Here is a 23,897-nt window from a genome sequence, read left to right on the forward strand (position 1 = left end):
GGATTAAATTTACCGAGATAGTATCAGAGCAGCCTGACAAAATACGATGCCAGACGCTGCCTATACGCAGGAAAAGCGACAACATCAATGTAATTGCCGATAGATTTCCTCCGCCAGCGTTCGCGAAATCCCTTCTACCGAGGCCAACTCATCGACACTGGCATCAGTGACACCACGCAAACCACCGAAGCGGGCCAGCAATTTTTGTCGTCGTTTGGCGCCAATGCCTTCAATTTCTTCCAGTCTGGATGTTTGACGCGCCTTGGCGCGTTTGGCACGCATTCCGGTAATCGCAAAGCGATGGGCCTCATCGCGAATCTGCGCAATCAACATCAATGCAGCGGACTCCTTGCCTAACTCCTGCGCCAGTCGTCCATCAACAAAAACCAGGGTTTCCAGTCCCACCTTGCGCCCTTCTCCCTTGGCGACACCAACGATGAGGCTCAGATCCAGCCCAAGCTCGGTAAACACTTGCCGCGCCATCTCGACCTGGCCTTTGCCGCCATCGATGAGAACCACATCAGGCATCGTTCCTTCACCATTGGCCAATTTTTCGTAACGCCGCATCAAGACCTGACGCATGGCGGCGTAATCATCGCCCGGGGTAATATCGTTGATGTTATAGCGACGATATTCACCATTTTGCATGGCATGATGGTGAAATACGACACAGGATGCCTGAGTTGCCTCACCTTGGGTATGGCTGATATCGAAGCACTCCACGCGCAAGCTATCAATATCCTCGACCTCCAGACTCAAGGCCTCCACCAGTGCGCGAGTGCGTGCCTGTTGTGAACCTTGCTCGGAAAGCAGCCTGGCCAGTGCGATCTCGCCACCCTTGTGTGCCATTTCAAGCCATTGTCGACGCTGTCCCTGCGGTTGAAAGGTCAATGTAATGCGATGCCCGCATTGTTCCATCAGTGCCAGCATCAAGGCTGGGTCATCGAACTCATGGTTGAGAATCAGATTGCCGGGGATGAAGGTATCAATATAGTGCTGCGCCAGGAAAGCCTTGAGAACAGCCGCCTCAATCGCCTCTTCCTGATCGGCCAGCGCTTCAGCACCCTCGACCTGAGTCGGGAAATAAGCACGGTCACCCAGATGACGACCACCACGCACCATCGCCAGATTCACGCAGGCGCGGCCTCCATGCACGACCACGGCAATGATATCGATATCGGCGTCGCTGCCGGTTTCCATGGTTTGCTGGTGCAACACACTCGACAGCGAGGTGATCTGGTTGCGCACGGCAGCGGCTTGTTCGAATTTAAGCTCGCCGGCGAAGGCATGCATTTTCTTTTCCAGCACGTCGAGCACCTCGGTTTGCCTGCCGCGCAAAAACTTGGAGGCATTTTCGACGTCTTGGGCGTAATCCTCAGTGGTAATCAGGTTCACGCACGGACCACTGCAACGGTGAATCTGATGCAGCAGGCACGGCCGGGTCCGATTAGCGTAGACAGTATCTTCGCAAGTTCGCAGGAGGAATACCTTTTGCAAAATCTGAATCGACTCCTTGACTGCCCATGCGTTGGGAAAGGGGCCGAAATACTGATTCTTCTTGTCAACGGCGCCACGGTAATAGGCCATACGCGGGAAGGCATGACCACTGATCTTCAGATACGGGTAGGACTTGTCATCGCGAAACAGGATGTTGAAACGCGGCCGTAAGGTCTTGATCAGATTATTTTCCAGCAGCAGTGCCTCGGCTTCACTGCGGGTCACCGTCGTCTCCAGCCGGGCAATACGCTCGACCATCATGGCGATGCGCGGGCTGGTCAGCGTCTTCTGGAAATAGCTGGAGACACGCTTCTTGAGATCTCGCGCCTTGCCAACGTAGAGCAACTGATCCTGATGATCAAAATAGCGATACACACCCGGTAAATGCGGGAGCTTCGAGACCGTCGCCAACACAATCGCACGCGCATCAGAGACATCAGATTGCTGCGACGCAGCTGCCTGCTCGGAAGTCTTTGATGGCTCTGATGATTCTGGAGGCACAGGTGGCAGGGTCGAGGACATACTTGCGGGAGAAATACTTATGGCAGCTTCTGCAACGCGGCCTTGGCAGCAAGATAACGTGCATCCTGCTGCAGGCTAGCCCAATCCAGCGCATGATTTTGCGGCACCAACGCCGCAATGCGCGCAGCCGATGCCGGAAAGACTTTGGTCTTCAGACCGTTTAACAGCAGATCGGCCTTATCAGGCGAATTACAGATCAGAATCATGTCGCAACCGGCCTTCAACGCAGCCTGTGCGCCTTCGAGAACACCACCAACGGCGCTGGCACCATGCATGCTCAGATCGTCACTGAAAATGACGCCCTGAAAGCCCAGATCGCGACGCAGGATAGTCAGCCACTTTTTCGAAAAACCGGCCGGATGTGGATCCACCTTAGGATAGATGACATGCGCTGGCATCACTGCCGTCAAACTCATGCCAAGCCAGTCATAGGGTGCGGCGTCATCATGCATGATGTCCTTGAATTCCCGGTCATCGACAGGAATCGCGATGTGCGAATCCGCAGCAACAAAACCATGTCCCGGGAAATGCTTGCCACAATTGGCCATCCCGGCCAGAGCGAGGCCATGATTGAGGCTTTTAGCAAGCAGACTGACAACGCGTGGATCGCGGTGAAACGCCCGTGTACCGATCACATCAGACTGACCAAAATCCAGATCCAACACCGGTGTGAACGATAAATCAACACCGCAGGCGCGCAATTCCGCTGCCAGTACAAAACCAACGGTCGTAGCCAGCTTGGTAGCGGCAAGAACATCACGATCCCATAACTCTCCCAGAGTGCGCATGGCTGGCAAATGGGTAAAACCATCTGTCTTGAATCGCTGTACCCGGCCACCCTCATGATCGACCGCAATTAGGACCCCGGGACGCGCCGCATGGATGGCCTGAGTCAACGCCACCAGTTGCTTGCGGTCGACGTAATTACGGGCAAACAGGATCACGCCGCCAGTCAGCGGATGCTGAATACGACGAACGTCATCTGCCGTCAGCGTGGTCCCCACCACATCGAGCATGATCGGACCAAGTGGCTTGCTGGATTGCTGTACTGCTGAATTCATTTTTTCTCCACAATGACAAAAGCGACCGCATACTCTGCCTCATCGGTAATCGAGACTTGTGCGGTCAATCCCTGCTGTTCCATCCAGATCTTGAGGGCGCCGCTGCATACCACTTCGGGTTTGCCACTCGGCGCATTGAGTGTTTGCATGGCGCGCCACGTCATGGGCATACGCATACCCATGCCAATAGCTTTGGAAAAAGCTTCTTTGGCGGCGAACCGTGTGGCCAGAAAGTTGATTCCACGAGACTCGACTTTGGCCTTGCGATTCAGATACTTGACCATCTCTTCGGGGCCAAGAATGCGCTCAGCAAAGCGATCCCCATACTTGGCAAGTGCAGCCTTGATGCGCGAGGTCTGCAGGATGTCGGTCCCGATTCCGTAAATCACGCTCAGCCTCGTCCACTGTTGGTCCGCGCCTGCTGGATAATCGCCTTCATTTCACTGACGGCATTCTTCCAGCCAACAAAGAGCGCATGCGCCACAATCGCATGACCGATATTCAGTTCGGCGATATCGGCGATGGCGGCGATTGCCTGCACATTGGTGTAGTGCAATCCATGCCCGGCATTGACCTTGAGTCCATTTTGCAGTCCCGCCAAAACACCAGCGCGGATTCGCTCCAGTTCTTTTTGCAGCTCGGCCTCGTCATGCGCCTCGGCATAACGCCCGGTATGCAGCTCAATCACCGTCGCACCGGTTTCTGCCGCCGCCTTGATCTGCTCGGCCTCCGGATCGATGAACAGACTCACGCGGATGCCCTCTGCCTGCAATTGCCGCACGGCTGCCTGTACTTGCGCAAAGTGCGTCACCACATCGAGCCCACCTTCCGTGGTGACTTCATTGCGTTTTTCTGGCACCAGGCAAGAGTCGTGAGGCTTGATGCGACAGGAAAAATCGATCATTTCACTTGTCACTGCAGCTTCCAGATTCATCCGTGTACGCAGCAGAGGACGAATTGCCTCCACATCGGCATCGCGGATGTGGCGACGGTCTTCGCGCATGTGCAAGGTAATCGCATCAGCACCGGCCTCCTCGGCTTGTAGTGCCGCCTGGATCGGATCCGGGTAACGCGTGCCGCGCGCATTGCGCAAGGTAGCAACGTGATCGATATTGACGCCCAACTCGATGGCTGGGCCAACAGGATGCAGGAAACTCATGATTTAACGAGATATGCTTGTGGATGAGGATGAAGTCGTCGTGGTGATATTGGCATTGGAGCGGCCGGCATTATCCGCGACACCAGAGACATTAAGCGGCGCAGCAACACGCCAATTGAAAATAAGCATAACCAGGGCACCAGCAACCAGCCCCCAGAAAGCCGCACCAACACTGAACAGAGAGATACCCGAAGCCGTCACCAGAAAAGTGACAAGAGATGCTTCACGCTGCTTTTCGTCAGACATGGCAGTAGTCAGCGCGTTGGCAATCGTACCGAACAATGCCAGTCCTGCAATTGCCATGACCAACGCCTTGGGAAATGCTGCAAACAAGGCAACGACAGTGGCACCGAAAATACCCGCCAGCAGATAGAACACGCCGGCGGCAACACTGGCGACATAACGCTTGGCCGGGTCTTCATGCGCTTCCTTGCTCATGCACATTGCCGAGGTAATTGCCGCCAGACAGACAGAAAAACAACCCAGCGGTGCCAGCAAAAGCGTGGTCAGGCCAGTCGCAGTAATCAATGGTGATATTGGCGTCTGATAGCCCGATGCGCGCATGATCGCTACACCCGGCGCATTCTGCGAAGCCATGGTAACAACGAACAATGGGATACCGACGCCAATCAAACTGGTAAAGGAAAATTGAGGAATGACCAGCTCCGGGCGGGCCAGCGCAAACTGGAAATGATCAAGCTTGAGCATCCCCTGCGCGGCGGCAAAAGCAACCCCAAGTGCCAGCACGATGATGATGGCGTAGCGCGGCAGGAGGCGCTTGGCCATCAGATAGGCAATGAACATCAGCAACACCAGGCCAAACTCCAGCTTCATGGCACCAAATACATCCATGCCAAACCGCAGCAATGTCCCCGCCAGCATGGCAGCAGCGATCGATACAGGGATGCGGTTCATCACCCGGGCAAACAAGCCGGTTACACCACAAATGGTCACCAGCAGCGCCGAGAACATGAAAACACCAACTGCCTGCGACATGTTCAATCCAGACAAGCCGGAAATGAGCAGCGCCGCGCCCGGTGTGGACCAGGCAGTCACCACCGGTGTGCGGTAATACAGGGAGAGCGCAATACAGGTCACGCCCATTGCCAATCCGAGCGCGAATATCCACGAACTGATCTGACCTGGCGTCGCGCCCGCAGCGCCAGCTGCCTGAAAAACGATCGCTATTGAACTGGTAAAGCCAACCAGCACAACCACAAAACCTGTGGTCAACGCGGACCAGGAAAAATCCTTGAACACTATAGACTCCGAGCTGCTAAAGTTGAGTGAGATCGATCAGAATCTGGCGCGTGTTCAGTTGAACACCACCCAGATGATGCGACAGCAGAAAACGCATGAGAAACTTGCTTTGGGCCTGCGTCGTCGGATCGCTGTAGTCTTCACTCTCCATGTCGAGCAACGTCTTGCCACTCACCTTTGGCCATACATCGGCTGCGCGGGCGGGACGCACACCATGCTCCGGATCAACCACATAGGTAGTAGCGGGATCAACCGTCTTGTTGAGCAAAGTGCAGGTGGTCCAATCAGCCGCGACACCGGTTTCCTTGAGCAGTGCGCGCTCGAACTGGCGCAGCACAATCGGTGCCGATTCTCCATGCGCAAGCTGGTTGAGCGTCGATACGTAGTGATCGAACAAAGCTGGGTGAGAATCATCCCGAGCCAGCAGTTTTACCAACAATTCATTCAGATAAAAACCACATAGCAGTGCTGATTTTTCCAACGGGAGCAAGCCACCGACCCATTCTGCAGCAGTCAGTGTGCGCACTTCCGATTTTCCGCTCCAGCTCACCGACAGCGGCTGAAATGTCTGCAGCACCCCACGCAGAGTCGAGTGAGGCCGCTTGGCGCCCTTTGCCACCAACGCAATACGGCCATGCTCGCGCGTCAGCACATCAACGATGAGGCTGGTTTCCTTGTAAGGGTAGCTGTGCAGGACAAATCCAGGTTGTGCCAGGATACGGGTATCCTGCTCAGCCGACTTCGGCCGGCGCACTGTCGTACCCGCCTGCGCAGAACGCGCAGCGCGCTTTGGTTTTGTTACGGAGGAATTTCTGGCGGTTGCCAACGCCGATTCCGTTGCTGCAGCACTGAGCGCAACAACGTCGGTAGTATCAGCGGAGATTGCGGCCATGATCTGTTTTACGCTTCGTCCTGTGAATGATGCTATTCGTAGCCGTATGCGCGCAAACCGGCTTCATTGTCGGCCCAGCCGGATTTGACCTTGACCCAGATTTCGAGATAGACCGGACCGCCAAACAGGCGCTCCATATCGAGGCGGGCCTGGGTGGAGATTTCTTTGAGTCGGGCTCCCTTATTACCGATGACCATGGCCTTGTGACCATCACGCTCGACCAAAATGGCCGCAAATACACGACGCAAATTACCTTCCTGTTCAAACTTCTCGATCAGGACTGTGCTGGTATAGGGCAGCTCCTCGCCAACAAAACGGAACACTTTTTCACGCACAATTTCCGACGCCAGAAATTTTTCGCTGCGGTCAGTAATGTCGTCTTCATCGAACATGGGTGGATTCAGCGGCAGCAATGTGCGGATTTCCTCCTGCAAATGATCAAGCTGAAAACGCTGCTTGGCAGACACGGGTACCACCGCAGCAAAATTATGCTGCGCAGCGACTTCCTGCGCAAATGGCATCAATACCGCTTTGTCCTTGTTACGATCAGACTTGTTCATTACCAGAATGCAAGGCACATTTGCCGGTAGCAAATCCATGACCTGCTTGTCTGCAGGTCCGAAGGTGCCTGCTTCAATGACGTACAGAATCACGTCCGCCGCAGTCAACGTCGTCGTGACGGTGCGATTGAGTGTCTTGTTCAGTGCATTGCTGTGGCGTGTCTGAAAACCCGGCGTATCAATGTAGACATATTGTGTATTCGCAATAGTCTGAATGCCGGTAATACGATGCCGGGTCGTTTGTGCCTTGCGGGAGGTAATACTGACTTTGGCGCCTACCAACACATTCATCAATGTCGACTTGCCTACGTTGGGGCGACCGACAATAGCGATGTATCCACATCGATAATCGCTCGATGCGTCGTCAGGGGCGGTAATTTCTGTCATGCTGTTTTACTTTGTGTCACTGTGGATGCTGGGCCAAGAGATTCGCTGCGGCCGTCCGGTACGGATCCAGACGCAGATGCAATCCCTCGTTCATTCTTGTCAATGCTCTTGTCCGACTTGTCAGACTTTTCATTTTTATCCTGCTTGTCTTGCTTATCCTGTTTGTCGGCTTTGGCCTCAACTTTGCTGATTTTGGCGTTGAGCGGCTTATCCGACCTGACAGCTACGGCGGCAGTAGCTGCCGACTCGTCTACCTGCGCATCCAGCTGTATCGTCGCAATACCAGCCAACTTCAACTGAGTTGTACGTGCACGCGGCTTGCGCGTTGAGGTAGGGGCCTTGACGAAGGCTGCCTGCACAGCCTCCAATGCCAGCTTTGCAGCGGCCTGCTCGCCAGCGCGGCGGCTACCGCCTGTTCCGAACACCTGAATGTCAAGCTTAGGTACCAGGCACTCGATTTCAAATTCCTGATTGTGCGCCGCTCCATGCGTTGCTACCACGTTATATTGTGGCAGCGGTATTTTCTTGCCCTGCAAATACTCCTGCAGCAAGGTCTTGGCATCCTTGCCCAGTGTTTTGGGATCAACTGTGTCAAGAATAGGAATGTAGAGCGAACGAATCACATCACGTGCAACGTCGAAGCCAGCATCCAGAAAGATTCCTCCGAACAAGGCTTCCAGCGTATCCGCAAGGATGGAGGGACGACGAAACCCGCCGGATTTCAACTCACCCTCACCGAGTCGCAAGAATTGGGAAAGATCCAGCCTCTGCGCGATCTCATAGAGCGACTGCTGTTTGACCAGATTGGCGCGAAGACGCGACAAATCACCTTCATCAATTTTGTTGTATCGATCAAATAACAACGAGGCGACGACACAATTGAGAATGGAGTCACCAAGGAACTCCAGTCTTTCATTATGCAAGCTGCTATGGCTTCGATGCGTCAAGGCCTGCTGCAATAATGAAGCGTCTTTGAACACGTGGCCGAGCCGATTTTGCAATACTAATGGATCCATTTATTCATCCGTCGCTTAGTCGCTCAAATAGGCGAGGCCAAACTTCACTCGCAAGACCGTTGCCCCATCACGATCAACGAGGGGCAGCCTTCATTCACTATAGCAATACGCGAGAAAACTTACTGAAAACTGCCAATACGTTTCAGATTACTCAGATTCATCCACACAAAAAATGCCTTACCGACAATATTTTCATCTGGAACAAAGCCCCAGTAACGACTATCAAGGCTGTTATCACGATTATCTCCCATCATGAAATATTGCCCCGAAGGAACGGTACACGCAAAGCCTTCCGTGTTGTAGCTGCACAGCTCATGCTGCGGAAATGCGTCAGGATTGGGTACAAAATTGGGGGCGCGCTCATCGGTGATGATCTTGTGCTCGACTCCAGTCAGATTCTCTTGCCATTGCTTATAGTACGCCAAATTTTCGTCGTCCAGATAGTCCGGTAACGGCTTATAAGAAACCGCTTCACCATTCACTGTTAAGCGCTTGTTTTTATAGATAATTTTATCACCAGGAACACCGACCACCCGTTTGATGTAATCCATGGACGTATCTTTGGGATACTTGAACACCATGACATCACCTCGCTGTGGATTATTGATACTGATGATCTTCTTGTTGATGATCGGCAGGCGAATACCATAGGTGTATTTGTTCACCAGAATCAGATCACCGATCAACAAGGTTGGGACCATTGAGCTGGATGGAATCTTGAACGGCTCATAAAGAAAAGAACGCAGAAAAAATACTGCAGCAATCACTGGAAAGAAACTACCTGAGTACTCAATCCATGTTGGCTGACGCAGAAGATTTTCCTGCAGCGCGCCGCGGCCGGTGATATCGCTCTTGATACCTTCACTGCTGAGCTTGGCAACCCGCGCATCGAACTCGGCCAATGCGGCATCTGCCTTGGCACGGCGCTGCTTGGCCCATACAAACACATCCAGACACCAGATCACACCGGTGATCAGCATCAATACGAACAAAATAAGCGCGAAATTTCCCAAGAGCGACTGCAGGTTCATTTTTCTTCCACTTGTAAGATTGCCAGGAATGCTTCCTGTGGAATTTCCACAGAACCGACCTGTTTCATGCGTTTTTTACCAGCCTTCTGCTTTTCCAGCAGCTTACGTTTACGACTGATGTCACCGCCATAACATTTAGCAAGCACGTTCTTGCGCAGTGCCTTGACGTTCTCGCGCGAGATGATGGTGGCACCGATGGCAGCCTGAATTGCGACATCAAACATCTGACGTGGAATCAACTCGCGCATCTTGGCCGCTACCGCACGCCCACGGAACTGGCTATTGGCGCGGTGAACGATAATTGCCAACGCATCGACCTTTTCGCTATTGATCAACATGTCAACCTTGACCACATCGGCGGCACGATACTCCTTGAACTCGTAGTCCATGGATGCATAACCGCGCGAAGTGGACTTAAGGCGATCAAAGAAGTCCAGCACGATCTCTGCCATTGGCATTTCGTAGGTCAGCTGCACTTGCTTACCGTGATAGCTCATATTGATCTGGACACCGCGTTTTTGAGTACACAAGGTGATGACCGAGCCAACATACTCCTGCGGCATGTACAGATTGACAGTAACGATGGGCTCGCGCACTTCTTCGATACGGGATGGCTCGGGCATCTTGGATGGATTGTCAACCATCAGAATGCTGCCATCACGCATGACCACTTCATAGACGACCGTCGGTGCCGTGGTGATGAGATCCATGTCGAATTCGCGCTCCAGGCGCTCTTGCACAATCTCCATGTGCAACAGGCCCAGGAAACCACAACGAAAACCAAAACCGAGCGCCTGCGATACTTCAGGCTCGTATTGCAGCGCCGCGTCGTTGAGCTTGAGCTTTTCCAGCGAGTCACGCAGTGCATCGTATTGATTGGCTTCTACCGGGAACAAGCCAGCAAAAACCTGCGGCTGCACTTCCTTGAAGCCTGGCAGCGGCTCGGCCGCCTTGTTGGACGCCAACGTCACTGTATCACCGACCTTGGCAGCCTTGAGCTCCTTGATACCAGCAATAATGAAGCCGACCTGACCGGCAGTGAGTGACTCGCGGGCCTGCGATTTTGGCGTGAAGACGCCGATACTCTCGGTCAGGTGAGTTGACTCCGTCGCCATCAGGAAAATCTTGTCCTTGGGACGCAGCGTACCATTGACGATACGCACCAGCATCACCACACCGACATAGTTATCAAACCAGGAATCGATGATCAGTGCCTGCAACGGCGCATCAGGATCTCCCACCGGTGCTGGCACCTTGGCGATCAGTGCTTCGAGTACGTCTTGTACTCCCAGCCCCGTCTTGGCTGAACAAGGTGTAGCGTCGCTGGCATCAATCCCAATGACTTCTTCAATTTCGCTCTTGGCGTTATCAGGGTCCGCAGACGGCAGATCGATTTTATTCAGAACAGGAACGACCTCAACGCCAAGGTCTAGCGCGGTATAGCAGTTGGCCACTGTCTGCGCCTCGACCCCCTGAGAGGCATCAACCACCAACAGCGCACCTTCACACGCCGACAGCGAACGACTGACTTCGTAGCTGAAGTCAACGTGGCCGGGCGTATCAATCAGGTTGAGATTGTAAATATTGCCGTCCAGCGCCTTGTATTGCAAGGCAGCGGTCTGCGCCTTGATCGTGATACCGCGCTCACGCTCAATATCCATGGAATCGAGGACCTGCGCCTCCATCTCACGATTAGAGAGGCCACCGCACAGCTGAATGATGCGGTCTGCAAGCGTGGATTTGCCGTGGTCAATATGGGCAATGATCGAGAAGTTACGGATATTGTTCATTAAATTGCAGAAAACGATGAAAAAAGGCGCTCCAAGCGGGAGCGTCTCCCAGGTGAGCGCCTTTACTACAGCTTGTTCAACCCATCATTCTACCGGATTTCAATGGCTAAATCCCTAACTAGCCACCCATCCTTCATTACGATGGCAAATTATTAACAGTAGCGCAATGGCGTGGCCGCTATCAGGCTTGATTTGCCGCCCCCAAAACAATCAATCCCGATCCTTTAGAAAATGCTCTACCTGTCCCGGATCCAGGAAATAGTGACACAGCTGGCGCGGCGCCTGACCGGCACGACTGCCCATTAACACCGGCACCAGTTCGTCATAACGGGCAAGCAAGTCCTCGTCAGCATCGACATCAAGCATTTCCACAGTGAAGGTGTAAGCATGCCTGTATTGCTCCAGTGCACGAAGCATGTCTTCACAAAGATGGCAGTAGGAACGCGAATAGATAATGAAATGAAGCATAGGCAATGTAAGGACGCAGCGTCACGAACAGGTTAATGACCATTGAAAAAGGCTGCCTGTCGGTGAGAGGCAGCCTTTTCATCAACATACAGTCTCAATCAGTTATCACCGCTACCCGGACGGACCGGCACAAATTGCGAGGAATCACCACGACGCACCAGAATCGCAGCACGCCGCTTGGAATCGAGCTTGGACGTCAGTGCATTGAACTGTTTTGAATCCTTGATATCGGCATCGTTAAGTCGCTGAATAACGTCACCAGCACGCAAGCCCGCCGCAGCTGCAACCCCAACAGCGGACTCCACCAAGACGCCATTTTCGACTCCGAGATCCTTTTTCTGGGCCTCACTCAGATCACTGACAACCAATCCCAAGGCATTAGGTACTGCGTCTACCTTGGATTTCTTGCTTTCTTCCTTGGCAGGCTTATCGGCCTCCAGCTCAACGACAGTCAGGCCAACATCCCGTGTACTACCCTTGCGCCAGATAGTCACAGTGGCACGCGAACCAGGCTTGGTGGCACCAACCATCCGAGGGAGATCGCTTGGCTTGTCAATCGCCACTCCATTGAATTTGAGAATGATATCCCCAGCCTCAAGCCCGGCCTTATCAGCAGGGCCACCCTGCTCAACACGCTGTACGATGGCACCTTGCGCCTTACTCAGCCCCAGTGACTCAGCAACCTCTTTGGTGACTTCGCCGATTTGCACGCCAATACGACCACGCGTGACATGACCGCTCGCCTTCAACTGGTCCGAGACACGCAGCGCCTCATCAATCGGTACTGCGAACGAAATCCCCATAAATCCACCCGATCGGCTGTATATCTGAGAATTGATCCCGACTACCTCACCTTTAAGGTTCATCAGCGGACCACCGGAATTACCGGGATTCACTGCCACATCGGTCTGAATCAACGGCAAATAATCACCTGTATCGCGCGCTTTGGCAGAAATAATACCGGCTGTGACGGTATTTTCGAGACCAAATGGCGAACCAATCGCCAGCACCCATTCTCCGGCACGAATTTTGTCCGAATCGCCCATCACCAGACGCGGCAGATTACTACCATCGATCTTCAGCACCGCAACGTCAGTACGCGCATCCGAGCCAATGACCTTGGCCTTGAATTCCCGCTTGTCAGTCAAAGTGACATAAACATCACTCGCACCATCGACCACATGTGCATTGGTCAGCAGATAGCCATCAGGAGAAATGATGAAGCCGGACCCGACACCACGCGGCACTTCTTCCTGCTGAGCACTGCCGCCCTTGCGATTATTACGGGGAGTGTTCGGTGAGTTTGGCGTATTCGGTTGCTGACGCGGCATCGGCACACCAAAGAAGCGCCGGAAAAACTCCTGCATTTCTTCGTCATCCGGCGTGCTTTGATCCTGACCCGCCTTGACGCGCTCGGTTGTACGAATGTTCACCACGGCAGGTCCGGTACGCTCAACGATGTCAGCAAAGTCAGGTAATCCCGCCAGTTGCGGCGCTGCAGTTGAGACTGGCGCAGCCGCATACAAGGCGGGCGAAAAGAGGACAACTGAAGCACTCAATAATGGCAACAAGATTTTCTTGGCAGGGCTCATCATTTTCGATTTTCGTATTATTTGGATTTGAACTCTATCGAATTCGACACTTGCCGAATCGCGACTCCCGGAACTTCACCAACCACCGTCAACCAATAGTCACCCTGGCGACGACTGACAATATTTAACGCACCCTGCTGCATCGCACCTTCGCTGCGATTTTGCACGCCCGGCTCAATGAAAACGGAAATAGCCGCCAGACCATCGGTAAATACAATTTGCGACACCTCACGCGGCGATGCCGCCGGATGCGGCGAAGAGGCATTTCCAGACGCCTGCGCATCCGAGATCAGGCGCTTAACCTCTTGAATCTTATGAAAGCCTGGCGGAGGAACGACGGTCCAACCGCTCAGATGGCTTTGACTCACAATCGAGTTCTCGACATGCCATCCATTTGTATTGGCAAAACTCGGTTTCACCCGATTATGATCGATATTGCCGATCTCAATCTGAGTGAAAGAAATCTGCTCGACGAGATTACCTTTACCGTCGAGAGTCTGTGCCTTGAGCAGCAGACCGGTAGCCTGGTCCGCACAAAATCGATAGCCATAACGCAACTTGTCCTTAGGCTCCATGACAACGGCCTGACAATCATGCCCAGCAACCCGTCCCGACTCGTCCATCCGGATCGTGTAATGATCGGCCAGGTCAGCTGGACTGGCCGCCAGAATCGCTGGAAACACATCGCGCGTAAGACGCTTTTCCAGGAGGACCGTTTTTGCCTCCGGCACGTAACATGCGACATCTTCATTGTTACGGATATACTCGCGCGGCTTGCCATCCATTACTTCGAGCTTTTCGATCTCATTCTTGCCCGAGAGGATGTGCGTAATACGCGAAGACCTGACTTCATTGGCCTGCTGGTAGACGAACGTACCCGAATAATTCAGCCGCTGTGCAGCAACCTGGATTTTTTTCAGCAAGACCTGTACATCCTGATCGCTACCGGTTTTTGTCGTTACCGCCGTTTCTGATCTGACAGGAGATACAACGAGCAACGAAAGAAAAAAAACGACACCGAGCAAGCCTTTTGTCTGCTGCATATTATTTATCAGAATTAATGGTGAAACCTGCCGAACGTGCATATTGTGCAGAACTGTACATCGCTGGAGAAAACCGCTGATGCGCCACCAGATACTCGTCAATGTTGGCATCACGTGCCACCTCGCCTTGTTGTGACAGCGCACTGATCTGCCCGGCCCGCTGCATGGTGCCTGACGTAGTAGCCACGCTCATGACATTGCCAGGCGAGGCCGATGTAGACGATGCACCACTAGCCAATGCATTGTCACCAGATGTCAACGCAGGGTGCTGCGGTGCAGCCACAAAAACGATCGCCGCCACTGCCGCAGCAACTGCTACACCAGGAACAGCAAAGCGTCGCATGAATTGCCTGTGAATCGCTGACGGCAACCCCGCACCATTGACGACAGCTGGGCCGACGGCAATATCAGCAATACCTTGAGCAGACAGCGGCGCCAGAATAAGTGGCTCGGCAGCAAGACGCGCCGACATTTTTGCGCTGAAATCATCGCTCAGAGAAAAAGCCATTTCCTCAGAACGCAGCGTATCGCCAATCTGATGATAAAGCTCCCATGTGCCCAGCGCCTCGGGCTGACGCAACGCTGCCAGGGCGAATTCAAAATGTGCCTCTGTCAACTCACCGTCGGCGAATGCCGAAATTTGCTCTCTGCTCATTTCTATGGTTTTCATAAATTGTCACCCAGCCACAAAACACTAGTTACATTACGCAGCTCATGTTTCCAAAAATCAATTCTTGCGCGATGATCAACCCTGAATCGGTTCCCAGCGTATACGAGAAACAAGTCGAATTAGACCGACAACTCTCGAACAATAACACTACCACCTCTTGTCGACTGCCGTCCCCAGCAAGGGACGCAATTTATCAGCAATCGCCTCGCGTGCCCTGAATATTCTGCTTCGCACCGTACCGATCGGGCACCCCATTGCTTCCGCGATTTCATCGTAGCTCAAGCCCTCAATTTCGCGCAGGGTAATTGCCGTGCGCAACTCTTCCGGCAATGCCTCCATGGCAACATTAACGGTCTGTGCAATTTGCTTGGTTGCGAGCATGGACTCGGGAGTGTTGATGTCCCTTAGGTGGTCGCCGTCTTCAAAAGTTTCAGCTTCTTCAGCATCTGCCTCAGTCGATGTCGGCGCACGTCTGCCCATTGTGACCAGGTAGTTTTTGGCGGTATTGATGCCAATCCGGTAGAGCCAGGTATAAAAAGCGGAGTCACCGCGGAATTGTGGTAACGCACGATAGGCCTTGATAAAGGCCTCTTGAACAACATCCTCAGCCTCAGCCTGATCTCGCACCAGTCGCGAGACGAGGCGCATCAACTTACGTTGATACTTGGCAACCAACAGCTCGAACGCTTTTTTATCTCCGCGCTGGACGCGCTCAACAAGCAGCTGATCTATTTCGCGTTCCGTCGTCAAATCAAGTTTCCTTGTTTTTTGTCATGTCTGTGAAAAGGCAGACATCGAATCATTGCAACCCGATACACCCGGCGTTTGCACAGCCTGAATCCAGTACACATTAGGTACCAGCCGGCATCATCCGCACTAGCTACACGGACTCAGGACAGCGTGCCATTATGACTTGCAACCCAACGGCAAGCCACTTGCAGTGCGTGAAAAGATTCTTTCGATACAGAATCGGGTAATACGTGAATCGTGCGAACCCGACCGTTTTCCAGTCGCAAGCGCAGAACAAGCAGGCTCGGCCAAATCGTGGAACCCGCTAATAACTGCGCTACACCTCCACGCATAACCTGCTTGGCTGAACGGGATTGCGCAGCAACATGATGCTCAACCAGTCGGATCTGCCCGGTACCCGATACATGCAACCACACCGCCTTGCGATTGTGCAATATTAACCAAAAGACTCCCCCTGTAGCGCCAATACAGAAAATTGCCAGGGAAGTTCTGATGAAAAAAGACAGGTGTCCGGTCCATGCAAAAGCAACGAACACACCAATGGCAGCAACCATGATGGCCAAGACTGCCACCAGAATCAAAAGCAGACGGGAAGGTTTGATATCCGCAGAGACTGCTATCGACATAGATAAAGGAATGTAAAAACGAGCTCGACCCCTAACAGGGTCGAGCCGATTTTATACTTTACCAAAGACCAAAGTACCGTTGGTACCACCGAATCCGAATGAATTCTTGACGGCGATATCGATCTTCATGTCTCGCGCCTGATTGGCGCAATAATCAAGATCACACTCCGGATCCTGGCTAAAGATGTTCATTGTTGGCGGTGAAATCTGATGATGCAGAGCCAACACAGTAAACACAGACTCCAGACCTCCAGCTCCACCCAACAGGTGGCCGGTCATCGACTTGGTCGAATTAACCACCATTTTATAAGCATGATCACCGAAAGCAGCCTTGATGGCATCGGTTTCATTCTTGTCACCTAATGGCGTGGACGTGCCGTGTGCATTGAGGTACTGAACCTCGTCTGCATTGACACCCGCGTCGCGCAAGGCAGACGCCACACAACGACGAGGGCCATCCAGGCTCGGTGCCGTAATGTGATATGCATCACCACTCATGCCAAAACCTAGTACCTCGGCGTAAATCTTGGCGCCACGTGCCTTGGCGTGCTCATACTCTTCAAGCACCATGACACCAGCACCTTCACCGAGGACAAAGCCATCACGATCCTTGTCCCAAGGACGCGATGCCGTCGCCGGATCATCATTGCGACTGGACAAAGCACGTGCAGAGGCAAAGCCACCAATACCCAGTGGCGAAACACTGGACTCAGCACCGCCGGCAATCATCACATCGGCATCGCCATACTGAATCATGCGACTAGCAACACCAATGCAATGCAAGCCAGTAGTGCAGGCTGTCACAATCGCAAGATTAGGGCCTTTCAGGCCGTACTTGATCGACAGATTCCCGGAAATCATATTGATGATCGACGCCGGGATAAAGAAAGGACTGATGCGGCGTGGGCCACGATTAGTCAATTCTGCATGCGTTTCTTCGATCATCGGCAAGCCACCGATACCTGAACCGATCATCACGCCGATACGCTCGGCGTTTTCATCGGTGACTTCCAGACCACAATCCTGCATGGCCTGCATTCCTGCTGCCATACCAAAATGGATAAAGGTATCCATATGGCGCGCTTCCTTGGCAGGAATATAGTCTTCAATATTGAAGCCCTTCACTTCCCCCGCAAAATGCGTGGAAAAGGGAGTGGCATCAAATTTGGTGATGGTGGCGATGCCCGACTTACCTTCCTTGACGGCACCCCATGCGTCAGCAATAGAATTGCCAACAGGGGATATGCAACCAAGACCGGTAATGACTACACGACGTTCACGCGAGCGGCTCAAGCAATTCTCCTAGAGTCGTTCAAAACCAGCTTAGGCCTTGACGTGTGCCTTGGCGTAATCAATCGCCTGCTGCACGGTTGTGATTTTTTCTGCTTGTTCGTCAGGGATTTCCATTTCGAACTCGTCTTCCAGTGCCATGACCAGTTCAACGGTATCCAGCGAGTCAGCGCCCAGATCATTGACGAATGAAGATTCAGTCTTGATGTCTGCTTCTGCGCAGCCCAGTTGTTCTGCGACGATCTTCTTAACGCGTGCTTCGATATCGGACATAAATGCCTCCAGTGGATAGGTTACAAAAGTGCGCGCATTTTAGCAGGTTTGCACGCCAAAATTTTCACTTTTAAATATTCTTCAAAAGAATAGTTAAGTTACAGCCAACTACCATCTAATTAAGTGCATCCGCACTCAACTCATGTACATACCACCATTAACGTGCAAAGTAGTGCCGGTAATATAGCCTGCTTGCGAGGAAGCAAGGAAGGCAACTGCGGCGGCAATATCCTCAGGCTCACCAAGGCGTCCCAGCGGAATTTGCTGCAGCAGCGCCGAAGTTTGCTGCTCACTCAAGGCCTTCGTCATATCCGTATCGATAAAACCCGGTGCGATGCAATTGACGGTAATGTTGCGACTACCGATCTCACGTGCCAGCGCCCGACTCATGCCCGCAACACCGGCCTTCGCTGCTGCATAGTTCATTTGCCCAGGATTACCGGCAGCACCAACGACCGACGTAATGTTGATGATACGACCATGCTTTACCTTCATCATGCCGCGCAAGACCGCACGCGACAGCCGGCCGACCGCAGTCAAATTGGTGGAGATCACATTATCCCACTCTTCTTCCTTCATGCGCATAGCCAGTTGATCTTGCGTAATACCGGCATTGTTGACCAGAATCGACAACCCTCCGAATTCTTTTTGCACTTCTTCAATTGCCGCATTACATGCCGCCACGTCGGTGACATTGAGCACCATACCCCGACCACTACCAGGCTGCAGTTCATTGAGATAAGCGCCAATCGCCTCAGCACCAGCAGCCGACGTTGCGGTACCGACCACCTTCGCACCCTGACGCACTAACTCCAGCGCAATCGCACGACCAATACCGCGGGATGCACCCGTCACCAATGCAACCTGATTCTGCAAATTTTTATCACTCACTTGAGCAACTCCAATACTTGATTCAACGATGCCTGATCTACGATGGACTCACCCACCAGATCGCCATTGATACGCTTTGTCAAACCTGACAACACCTTGCCAGGACCACACTCGATAACATGAGTAATGCCTTGCTCTGCCATTTTTTGCACGGTTTCCACCCAGCGCACGGCGCTTGCAGCCTGACGCACCAGAGCATCCTTGATGGCAGCAGGATCATTCACGATTGCCACATCGACATTATTAATGATCGGCAATACTGGCACCGCAAACGGAACTTGCTGCAAATAAGCCTGCAAACGATCTGAAGCAGGCTTGAGCAACGACGAGTGAAACGGCGCCGATACCGGCAAAGGCAAAGCACGCTTTGCGCCCTTGGCCTTGGCGACTTCACACGCACGAGTTACGGCCGCCCTGTGACCTGCGATCACGACTTGCGCTGGCGCATTGAAATTGACTGCCTCGACCACCTCTCCCTGCGCTGCTTCAGCGCAAGCGGCACGCACATCCTCATCCGACAAACCCAAAATGGCAGCCATCCCGCCCTGCCCCACCGGTACCGCCTCCTGCATGGCTTGCGCACGAAAACGCACTAACGGCACAGCATCCTTGAAATCAATTACGCCGGCAGCCACCAAAGCCGAATACTCACCAAGACTATGCCCTGCAACCAGTGCTGGCGCAGGACCACCTGCGGCCAACCAGGCACGGTAAAACGCCACCGCAGCAGTCAGCATGACCGGCTGCGTATTGGTTGTCAGATCCAGATCTTCTTTCGGCCCTTCGGCAATCAATTTGCCCAAATCGAATTGCAATGCCTCAGAGGCCTCAGCAACGGTTGCCTTGACAACAGCATTGTCTGCAAAACCGTTGAGCATACCAATGGCTTGCGAACCCTGACCCGGGAATACAAAAGCAAACTTTGTCATGAAATTATGAGTATTGAATGTTTAATGGAGATTAAATGCACGAAATTAGGTGCGCGAATTACATGCGTACCAGGATAGCGCCCCACGTGAAGCCACCACCAACGCCTTCCATCATCACGTTATGACCCGGTTTAACACGGCCGTCCCGCATCGCCTGATCCAGGGCAAGTGGAATCGATGCAGCAGAAGTATTACCGTGCTGATCAACCGTGACCACCATCTTCTCGAGCGGCAATCCAAGCTTCTTGGCAGTACCCTGCATGATACGAATATTCGCTTGATGCGGGATCAACCAATCAATTTCAGCAGCATCGACACGCGCTATTTCCAATACCTCACGCGCGACCTTGTCGAGCACTGAAACAGCCAGCTTGAACACAGCAGGACCATCCATATACAGATAAGCACTGCCAGCGACAGCACCATCATTCACATTACCAGGGACACAAAGAATGTGCCCATGACTACCATCCGCATGCAGCTTTGAAGCCAGCACACCAGGCTCGGCCGATGCCGTCATGACGATTGCGCCAGCACCATCACCAAACAATACACAGGTCGTCCGATCCTCAAAATTGAGAATCTTGGAAAACACCTCAGCACCGATGACCAGCACATTCTTGTGCGCACCTGATTTGATGAAGCTGTCAGCCACCGACATGGCATAAACAAAACCGCTACAAACCGCCTGCACATCCATTGCCGCCGCGCCATTGGTGATGCCGAGCTTGTGCTGGACCACACAGGCAGTGCTAGGAAAGCCACCCAGATGATCGGGAGTGGACGTCGCCAGGATGATCAGATCAATATCATTGGGCTGCAGCTTGGCCACCTCCAGCGCATGCTGCGCAGCAGCTACCGCGAGATCACTGGACAAGACATCCACCTCAGCGTAATGACGCGCTGAAATACCGCTCCGGGAGAAAATCCACTCGTCAGAAGTTTCAATTCCCTTCTGCGCCAGTTGGCTGGCCAGACTATCATTGGTAACCCGTTTCGGTGGCAGATAGCTGCCTGTGCCGACAATCTTGCTATAAAGAGTCATACCGTTTTCTGTTCTGATTAGATCGTTTGATGACCGGAGGCAGGCGCAGTCCGCTCGGCGACATGCAATGCCTCAACCTGGGGAATCAATTCTGCCATCGTCGTGGTAATCCGGGACAATACATCATACTTGGCAGCATCGTAAGCGCGACGAATCGCCCATTCGAATGCATAGACATCGGCGCCGCCATGACTCTTGAACACCAGACCACGCAAACCCAGTAAACTTGCGCCATTGTAACGGGACGGATTCAGGCGGCGTGACAATGCCTTGATGGCACCATACGCAATCAAGGCGCCCAGCTTATTGAAAAAGCCTTTCTTGAATTCGGTGGTCAACACCGACTTAACAAAACGTCCCAGACCTTCGGATGCCTTCAAGGTGACGTTACCGACAAAGCCGTCGCAGACGACCAGATCAGTCGTACCCTCAAAGATATCATTGCCTTCGACGTTGCCATAAAAATTAAGAATACCCTTCTCGTGATCCGCATGCAGCAACTCAGCAGTCTGCTTAACCAGTTCGTTACCCTTGATTTCTTCCTCACCAACATTGAGCAAGCCAATGGTCGGCTTCGGCTTACCCTCCATGACCGACACCAAGGCAGAGCCCATCAACGCGAACTGATGCAAATGCACAGCCTCGCAATCGACGTTAGCGCCCAGATCGAGCATGTAGGTAGGACCATCTTTTTGATTGGGAAGAATGGTACAGATTGCCGGGCGATCAACACCTGGAATCGTCTTGAGGACATAGCGCGATACCGCCATCAGCGCACCGGTATTACCCGCTGACACTGCCGCGTTAGCACGACCATCCTTGACCAGATTGACGGCAACACGCATGGAAGAATCCTTCTTGCGGCGCAAGGCAACCTCGATCGGATCGTCCATCGTAACGACTTCAGACGCGTGCTGGATATGGAGACGGGAGGAGTCCCCCTTGCGATGCTTGCGCAAGGCTGCACGCAACAAATCCTCCTGACCGACCAAGATCAACTCAGCATCAGGTTCGCGATTCAGGAAAGAAATGGCGGCGGGGATAGTAACTGACGGGCCGAAATCGCCGCCCATGCAGTCAATGGAAATTTTGATGGTCATTGTTTTGATTCAGAGCCTTGCCAACCCGCATTATGGGGCAGATTTGGCGCGATTCAAAATGACGCTCTACGCTGAATCAGCATAAGAAAAGCGGCGCCAATTTAAAAAATCATTGCGCCGCGTTCCGCCTTAACAGCAAATCCAATTACTCGTCGTTCTTGGTCTTCAGAACCTTGCGACCACGGTAGAAACCGTTCGGGCTGATGTGGTGACGCAGGTGTGTTTCACCCGTTGTTGGCTCAACTGCCAGCGGTGGCGCTGTCAGGAAGTCGTGTGCACGATGCATACCGCGCTTGGACGGGGTCTTTTTGTTTTGCTGAACAGCCATGATAACTCCTAAACCTTAAGTTCTAAAATTTTAACATATCCGGCTAGCAAACTCACTGACCAACCGAGAATTCCTACATTTGACGCGCGCAAACGCGTTAACCACATTACTGCTTCAAATTCTTTAATACCGCAAACGGCGACACCTTATCGGCTACCACCAATGGCTCAACTGCCTTACCCGGACAAACATCATGCTTCGGCGCTACCGGCAATGCCAGCAAAGCCTCATCCTCAACCAGATAAATCACATCGAACTCGGGCTCGCCGATGATCACATCAATCGCCTCATCATCGAGCAACTCCTCAATGGCGTCGGCAGCATCATCATCCTTGGCCAGCACGAGCACAGATTCAGAAGCAATATCAAAAGGCATTGGTGCCATGCAACGCTGGCATACCAGATTGACCCGCCCCGAAATCGCCAGGAGAAGCTGTGGATGACCCAGCTTATCGACACCGCCCTTCAGAGACCAGTGCAAGGTACCCGCGCGATCTACAGTTTCACCCGCAAGCCGCGTCAGTTGGACCACTTGGAGCTCACCCTCGGCCTGCTCCTGAAGCCGACTAAATTGAAATGCGTCGATCACAAAAGCGGTCATGGCGAAAGCAGAATCCGGAAAACCTGCGATAATACCAGCCTTTTCCCTTATTCGTCAAAGTGTTAGCGCATTTTGCCAACACTACACCATACGATTGCGCTGTCAGATTGCTGGATCGCGCCCATCCGCCCTGAATAATCATGACCAACCTACCCAATCCAGCACACTTACCACGCCTGATACTAGCCTCCAGCTCGACTTACCGCAAAGAGCTACTGACTCGGCTGCAACTGCCATTTGATGCTATTTCACCAGACATTGACGAGACCCCGGCCAGCCATGAATCACCCGAACAAACCGCATTGCGCCTGGCACAACAAAAAAGTCAGGCGATTGCCACCCTTCATCCGGACGCACTCATCATCGGCTCCGATCAGGTGGCAACATTGGATGGCGAGCAAATTGGCAAACCCGGCAATCACGACAATGCATTAAAACAACTCATGAAAATGCGCGGCCGTCGCGTCGTCTTTCATACCGCGCTTTGCCTTCTCGACAACCGCCAGCCACTGACACCACATTATCAAACTGAAAACGTGCAGACTTTCGTGACATTTCGCCATCTCAGCGAGTCTGAACTCGATGCCTACCTGCGCATTGAGCAACCCTACGACTGCGCAGGCAGCGCAAAAAATGAAGGCCTCGGGATTGCCATTCTGGAAAAGATTGAGAGCACCGACCCTACCGCGCTAACGGGACTACCAATGATTGCACTCACCAGTATGCTGCGTCAGGCCGGCATGCCATTTTTCGGCACCAGCAGCTAATACTCAGGTTTGGCGCCGAGGATAGCCTTCCGCAGTGATACGCTTCCAGACACCATCCTTCTCCGCCTCCGTCATGAATACCCAGTGCGCTACTTCGGACACAGTGCGACCACACCCACGACAAACATCATCAAAAGTCGTCGAACAAACGGCAACGCAGGGAGTATCAGGGCGAACTACAGGAGTTTGAGACATAAATAGCTTAAGCAAGAGAAAACGACATCCAGCCCACATCTTACCAAGAAGCGCACTCACTCACAGCGAGACAAAAAAAAGCCCGCTAACCAGAGGTTGCGGGCTGAATCCAATCTCTTAAGGAGGAAAATTGGAGGAGACAGGTGCAACTTTA

Annotated in this window: 26 protein-coding genes; 1 reads left to right on the forward strand and 25 read right to left on the reverse strand. The window is 52.9% G+C overall.

Annotated features, from left to right (window positions below):
* Nucleotides 1-84: 84 nt before the first annotated feature.
* The 24 genes from uvrC to FHW66_RS06430 form a co-directional block, all read right to left on the reverse strand.
* The gene (gene uvrC, locus FHW66_RS06315; RefSeq protein ID WP_183378916.1) at nt 85-2,019 is read right to left on the reverse strand and encodes an excinuclease ABC subunit UvrC; all 1,935 of its coding nucleotides are present in this window, start codon (nt 2,017-2,019) and stop codon (nt 85-87) included.
* A gap of 17 nt (nt 2,020-2,036) precedes the next feature.
* Entirely contained in the window at nt 2,037-3,080 is a 1,044-nt protein-coding gene (gene nagZ, locus FHW66_RS06320; RefSeq protein ID WP_183378917.1) for a beta-N-acetylhexosaminidase, read from the reverse strand.
* Complete coding sequence (gene acpS / locus FHW66_RS06325) at nt 3,077-3,469, reverse strand: holo-ACP synthase (RefSeq protein ID WP_183378918.1); 393 nt, start codon at nt 3,467-3,469, stop codon at nt 3,077-3,079. The genes nagZ and acpS overlap by 4 nt, the downstream gene beginning before the upstream one ends.
* A gap of 2 nt (nt 3,470-3,471) precedes the next feature.
* Entirely contained in the window at nt 3,472-4,239 is a 768-nt protein-coding gene (pdxJ, locus tag FHW66_RS06330; protein ID WP_183378919.1) for a pyridoxine 5'-phosphate synthase, read from the reverse strand.
* A 3-nt stretch (nt 4,240-4,242) separates the two neighbouring features.
* Nucleotides 4,243-5,499, reverse strand: a complete 1,257-nt coding sequence (locus FHW66_RS06335) for a benzoate/H(+) symporter BenE family transporter (RefSeq protein WP_183378920.1) — start codon at nt 5,497-5,499, stop codon at nt 4,243-4,245.
* A 16-nt stretch (nt 5,500-5,515) separates the two neighbouring features.
* On the reverse strand, nt 5,516-6,391 hold the full coding sequence (gene recO, locus FHW66_RS06340; protein ID WP_183378921.1) for a DNA repair protein RecO: 876 nt from the start codon (nt 6,389-6,391) through the stop codon (nt 5,516-5,518).
* A gap of 32 nt (nt 6,392-6,423) precedes the next feature.
* Nucleotides 6,424-7,338 (reverse strand): GTPase Era, encoded by a 915-nt coding sequence (era, locus tag FHW66_RS06345; RefSeq protein WP_183378922.1) that lies wholly within the window; start codon nt 7,336-7,338, stop codon nt 6,424-6,426.
* On the reverse strand, nt 7,335-8,354 hold the full coding sequence (gene rnc, locus FHW66_RS06350; protein ID WP_183378923.1) for a ribonuclease III: 1,020 nt from the start codon (nt 8,352-8,354) through the stop codon (nt 7,335-7,337). The genes era and rnc overlap by 4 nt, the downstream gene beginning before the upstream one ends.
* Before the next feature lie 119 nt (nt 8,355-8,473).
* A complete protein-coding gene (gene lepB, locus FHW66_RS06355; protein WP_183378924.1) occupies nt 8,474-9,385 on the reverse strand; it encodes a signal peptidase I in 912 nt (303 codons plus the stop codon).
* The gene (gene lepA / locus FHW66_RS06360) at nt 9,382-11,175 is read right to left on the reverse strand and encodes a translation elongation factor 4 (RefSeq protein ID WP_183378925.1); all 1,794 of its coding nucleotides are present in this window, start codon (nt 11,173-11,175) and stop codon (nt 9,382-9,384) included. The genes lepB and lepA overlap by 4 nt, the downstream gene beginning before the upstream one ends.
* Before the next feature lie 210 nt (nt 11,176-11,385).
* Nucleotides 11,386-11,643, reverse strand: a complete 258-nt coding sequence (locus FHW66_RS06365) for a glutaredoxin family protein (RefSeq protein ID WP_183378926.1) — start codon at nt 11,641-11,643, stop codon at nt 11,386-11,388.
* A gap of 98 nt (nt 11,644-11,741) precedes the next feature.
* Nucleotides 11,742-13,238, reverse strand: coding sequence for a DegQ family serine endoprotease (locus FHW66_RS06370; protein ID WP_183378927.1), 1,497 nt, complete (start codon nt 13,236-13,238; stop codon nt 11,742-11,744).
* 14 nt (nt 13,239-13,252) lie between these two features.
* The gene (locus FHW66_RS06375; RefSeq protein WP_183379080.1) at nt 13,253-14,278 is read right to left on the reverse strand and encodes a MucB/RseB C-terminal domain-containing protein; all 1,026 of its coding nucleotides are present in this window, start codon (nt 14,276-14,278) and stop codon (nt 13,253-13,255) included.
* A 1-nt stretch (nt 14,279) separates the two neighbouring features.
* On the reverse strand, nt 14,280-14,948 hold the full coding sequence (locus tag FHW66_RS06380) for a sigma-E factor negative regulatory protein (RefSeq protein ID WP_183378928.1): 669 nt from the start codon (nt 14,946-14,948) through the stop codon (nt 14,280-14,282).
* A 147-nt stretch (nt 14,949-15,095) separates the two neighbouring features.
* Entirely contained in the window at nt 15,096-15,698 is a 603-nt protein-coding gene (gene rpoE / locus FHW66_RS06385; RefSeq protein WP_183378929.1) for an RNA polymerase sigma factor RpoE, read from the reverse strand.
* Between the two features lie 140 nt (nt 15,699-15,838).
* Nucleotides 15,839-16,324 carry a protein YgfX gene (locus FHW66_RS06390; RefSeq protein ID WP_183378930.1) on the reverse strand — a complete coding sequence of 162 codons (486 nt, stop codon included), beginning with the start codon at nt 16,322-16,324 and terminating at the stop codon, nt 15,839-15,841.
* A gap of 51 nt (nt 16,325-16,375) precedes the next feature.
* A complete protein-coding gene (fabF, locus tag FHW66_RS06395; RefSeq protein WP_183378931.1) occupies nt 16,376-17,617 on the reverse strand; it encodes a beta-ketoacyl-ACP synthase II in 1,242 nt (413 codons plus the stop codon).
* A gap of 30 nt (nt 17,618-17,647) precedes the next feature.
* Nucleotides 17,648-17,887: an acyl carrier protein gene (gene acpP, locus FHW66_RS06400; protein ID WP_183378932.1), complete on the reverse strand. Its 240-nt coding sequence runs from the start codon at nt 17,885-17,887 to the stop codon at nt 17,648-17,650.
* A 135-nt stretch (nt 17,888-18,022) separates the two neighbouring features.
* Complete coding sequence (gene fabG, locus FHW66_RS06405; RefSeq protein WP_183378933.1) at nt 18,023-18,778, reverse strand: 3-oxoacyl-ACP reductase FabG; 756 nt, start codon at nt 18,776-18,778, stop codon at nt 18,023-18,025.
* Nucleotides 18,775-19,707: an ACP S-malonyltransferase gene (gene fabD / locus FHW66_RS06410; RefSeq protein ID WP_183378934.1), complete on the reverse strand. Its 933-nt coding sequence runs from the start codon at nt 19,705-19,707 to the stop codon at nt 18,775-18,777. The genes fabG and fabD overlap by 4 nt, the downstream gene beginning before the upstream one ends.
* Before the next feature lie 58 nt (nt 19,708-19,765).
* On the reverse strand, nt 19,766-20,752 hold the full coding sequence (locus FHW66_RS06415) for a beta-ketoacyl-ACP synthase III (RefSeq protein ID WP_183378935.1): 987 nt from the start codon (nt 20,750-20,752) through the stop codon (nt 19,766-19,768).
* 17 nt (nt 20,753-20,769) lie between these two features.
* Nucleotides 20,770-21,852, reverse strand: a complete 1,083-nt coding sequence (gene plsX / locus FHW66_RS06420) for a phosphate acyltransferase PlsX (RefSeq protein ID WP_183378936.1) — start codon at nt 21,850-21,852, stop codon at nt 20,770-20,772.
* 145 nt (nt 21,853-21,997) lie between these two features.
* Entirely contained in the window at nt 21,998-22,180 is a 183-nt protein-coding gene (rpmF, locus tag FHW66_RS06425; protein WP_006463510.1) for a 50S ribosomal protein L32, read from the reverse strand.
* A 106-nt stretch (nt 22,181-22,286) separates the two neighbouring features.
* On the reverse strand, nt 22,287-22,781 hold the full coding sequence (locus tag FHW66_RS06430; RefSeq protein WP_183378937.1) for a DUF177 domain-containing protein: 495 nt from the start codon (nt 22,779-22,781) through the stop codon (nt 22,287-22,289).
* Nucleotides 22,782-22,921: 140 nt separating this feature from the next.
* On the opposite strand from FHW66_RS06430, the gene FHW66_RS06435 reads away from it, so the two are divergent.
* The gene (locus FHW66_RS06435) at nt 22,922-23,548 is read left to right on the forward strand and encodes a Maf-like protein (protein WP_183378938.1); all 627 of its coding nucleotides are present in this window, start codon (nt 22,922-22,924) and stop codon (nt 23,546-23,548) included.
* Between the two features lie 3 nt (nt 23,549-23,551).
* Here the strand turns inward: FHW66_RS06435 and FHW66_RS06440 are convergent, their stop codons facing one another.
* Nucleotides 23,552-23,743, reverse strand: coding sequence for a DUF1289 domain-containing protein (locus tag FHW66_RS06440; protein WP_183378939.1), 192 nt, complete (start codon nt 23,741-23,743; stop codon nt 23,552-23,554).
* Between the last annotated feature and the right edge of the window lie 154 nt (nt 23,744-23,897).

The sequence above is a fragment of the Herbaspirillum sp. Sphag64 genome (assembly GCF_014192645.1).
Classification (GTDB): domain Bacteria; phylum Pseudomonadota; class Gammaproteobacteria; order Burkholderiales; family Burkholderiaceae_D; genus Herbaspirillum.

Bases quoted from the DNA above. Each gene is read 5' to 3' on its own strand.
- FHW66_RS06390 (WP_183378930.1), bottom strand. From the start codon at position 16,324: ATGTCGATAGCAGTCTCTGCGGATATCAAACCTTCCCGTCTGCTTTTG.
- rpmF (WP_006463510.1), bottom strand. From the start codon at position 22,180: ATGGCTGTTCAGCAAAACAAAAAGACCCCGTCCAAGCGCGGTATGCAT.
- FHW66_RS06440 (WP_183378939.1), bottom strand. From the start codon at position 23,743: ATGTCTCAAACTCCTGTAGTTCGCCCTGATACTCCCTGCGTTGCCGTT.
- FHW66_RS06375 (WP_183379080.1), bottom strand. From the start codon at position 14,278: ATGCAGCAGACAAAAGGCTTGCTCGGTGTCGTTTTTTTTCTTTCGTTG.
- nagZ (WP_183378917.1), bottom strand. From the start codon at position 3,080: ATGAATTCAGCAGTACAGCAATCCAGCAAGCCACTTGGTCCGATCATG.
- recO (WP_183378921.1), bottom strand. From the start codon at position 6,391: ATGGCCGCAATCTCCGCTGATACTACCGACGTTGTTGCGCTCAGTGCT.
- fabD (WP_183378934.1), bottom strand. From the start codon at position 19,707: ATGACAAAGTTTGCTTTTGTATTCCCGGGTCAGGGTTCGCAAGCCATT.
- era (WP_183378922.1), bottom strand. From the start codon at position 7,338: ATGACAGAAATTACCGCCCCTGACGACGCATCGAGCGATTATCGATGT.
- uvrC (WP_183378916.1), bottom strand. From the start codon at position 2,019: ATGTCCTCGACCCTGCCACCTGTGCCTCCAGAATCATCAGAGCCATCA.
- lepA (WP_183378925.1), bottom strand. From the start codon at position 11,175: ATGAACAATATCCGTAACTTCTCGATCATTGCCCATATTGACCACGGC.
- FHW66_RS06415 (WP_183378935.1), bottom strand. From the start codon at position 20,752: ATGACTCTTTATAGCAAGATTGTCGGCACAGGCAGCTATCTGCCACCG.
- plsX (WP_183378936.1), bottom strand. From the start codon at position 21,852: ATGACCATCAAAATTTCCATTGACTGCATGGGCGGCGATTTCGGCCCG.
- FHW66_RS06365 (WP_183378926.1), bottom strand. From the start codon at position 11,643: ATGCTTCATTTCATTATCTATTCGCGTTCCTACTGCCATCTTTGTGAA.
- FHW66_RS06380 (WP_183378928.1), bottom strand. From the start codon at position 14,948: ATGAAAACCATAGAAATGAGCAGAGAGCAAATTTCGGCATTCGCCGAC.
- lepB (WP_183378924.1), bottom strand. From the start codon at position 9,385: ATGAACCTGCAGTCGCTCTTGGGAAATTTCGCGCTTATTTTGTTCGTA.
- FHW66_RS06430 (WP_183378937.1), bottom strand. From the start codon at position 22,781: ATGACCGCTTTTGTGATCGACGCATTTCAATTTAGTCGGCTTCAGGAG.
- FHW66_RS06435 (WP_183378938.1), top strand. From the start codon at position 22,922: ATGACCAACCTACCCAATCCAGCACACTTACCACGCCTGATACTAGCC.
- FHW66_RS06370 (WP_183378927.1), bottom strand. From the start codon at position 13,238: ATGATGAGCCCTGCCAAGAAAATCTTGTTGCCATTATTGAGTGCTTCA.
- pdxJ (WP_183378919.1), bottom strand. From the start codon at position 4,239: ATGAGTTTCCTGCATCCTGTTGGCCCAGCCATCGAGTTGGGCGTCAAT.
- acpP (WP_183378932.1), bottom strand. From the start codon at position 17,887: ATGTCCGATATCGAAGCACGCGTTAAGAAGATCGTCGCAGAACAACTG.
- rnc (WP_183378923.1), bottom strand. From the start codon at position 8,354: ATGGATCCATTAGTATTGCAAAATCGGCTCGGCCACGTGTTCAAAGAC.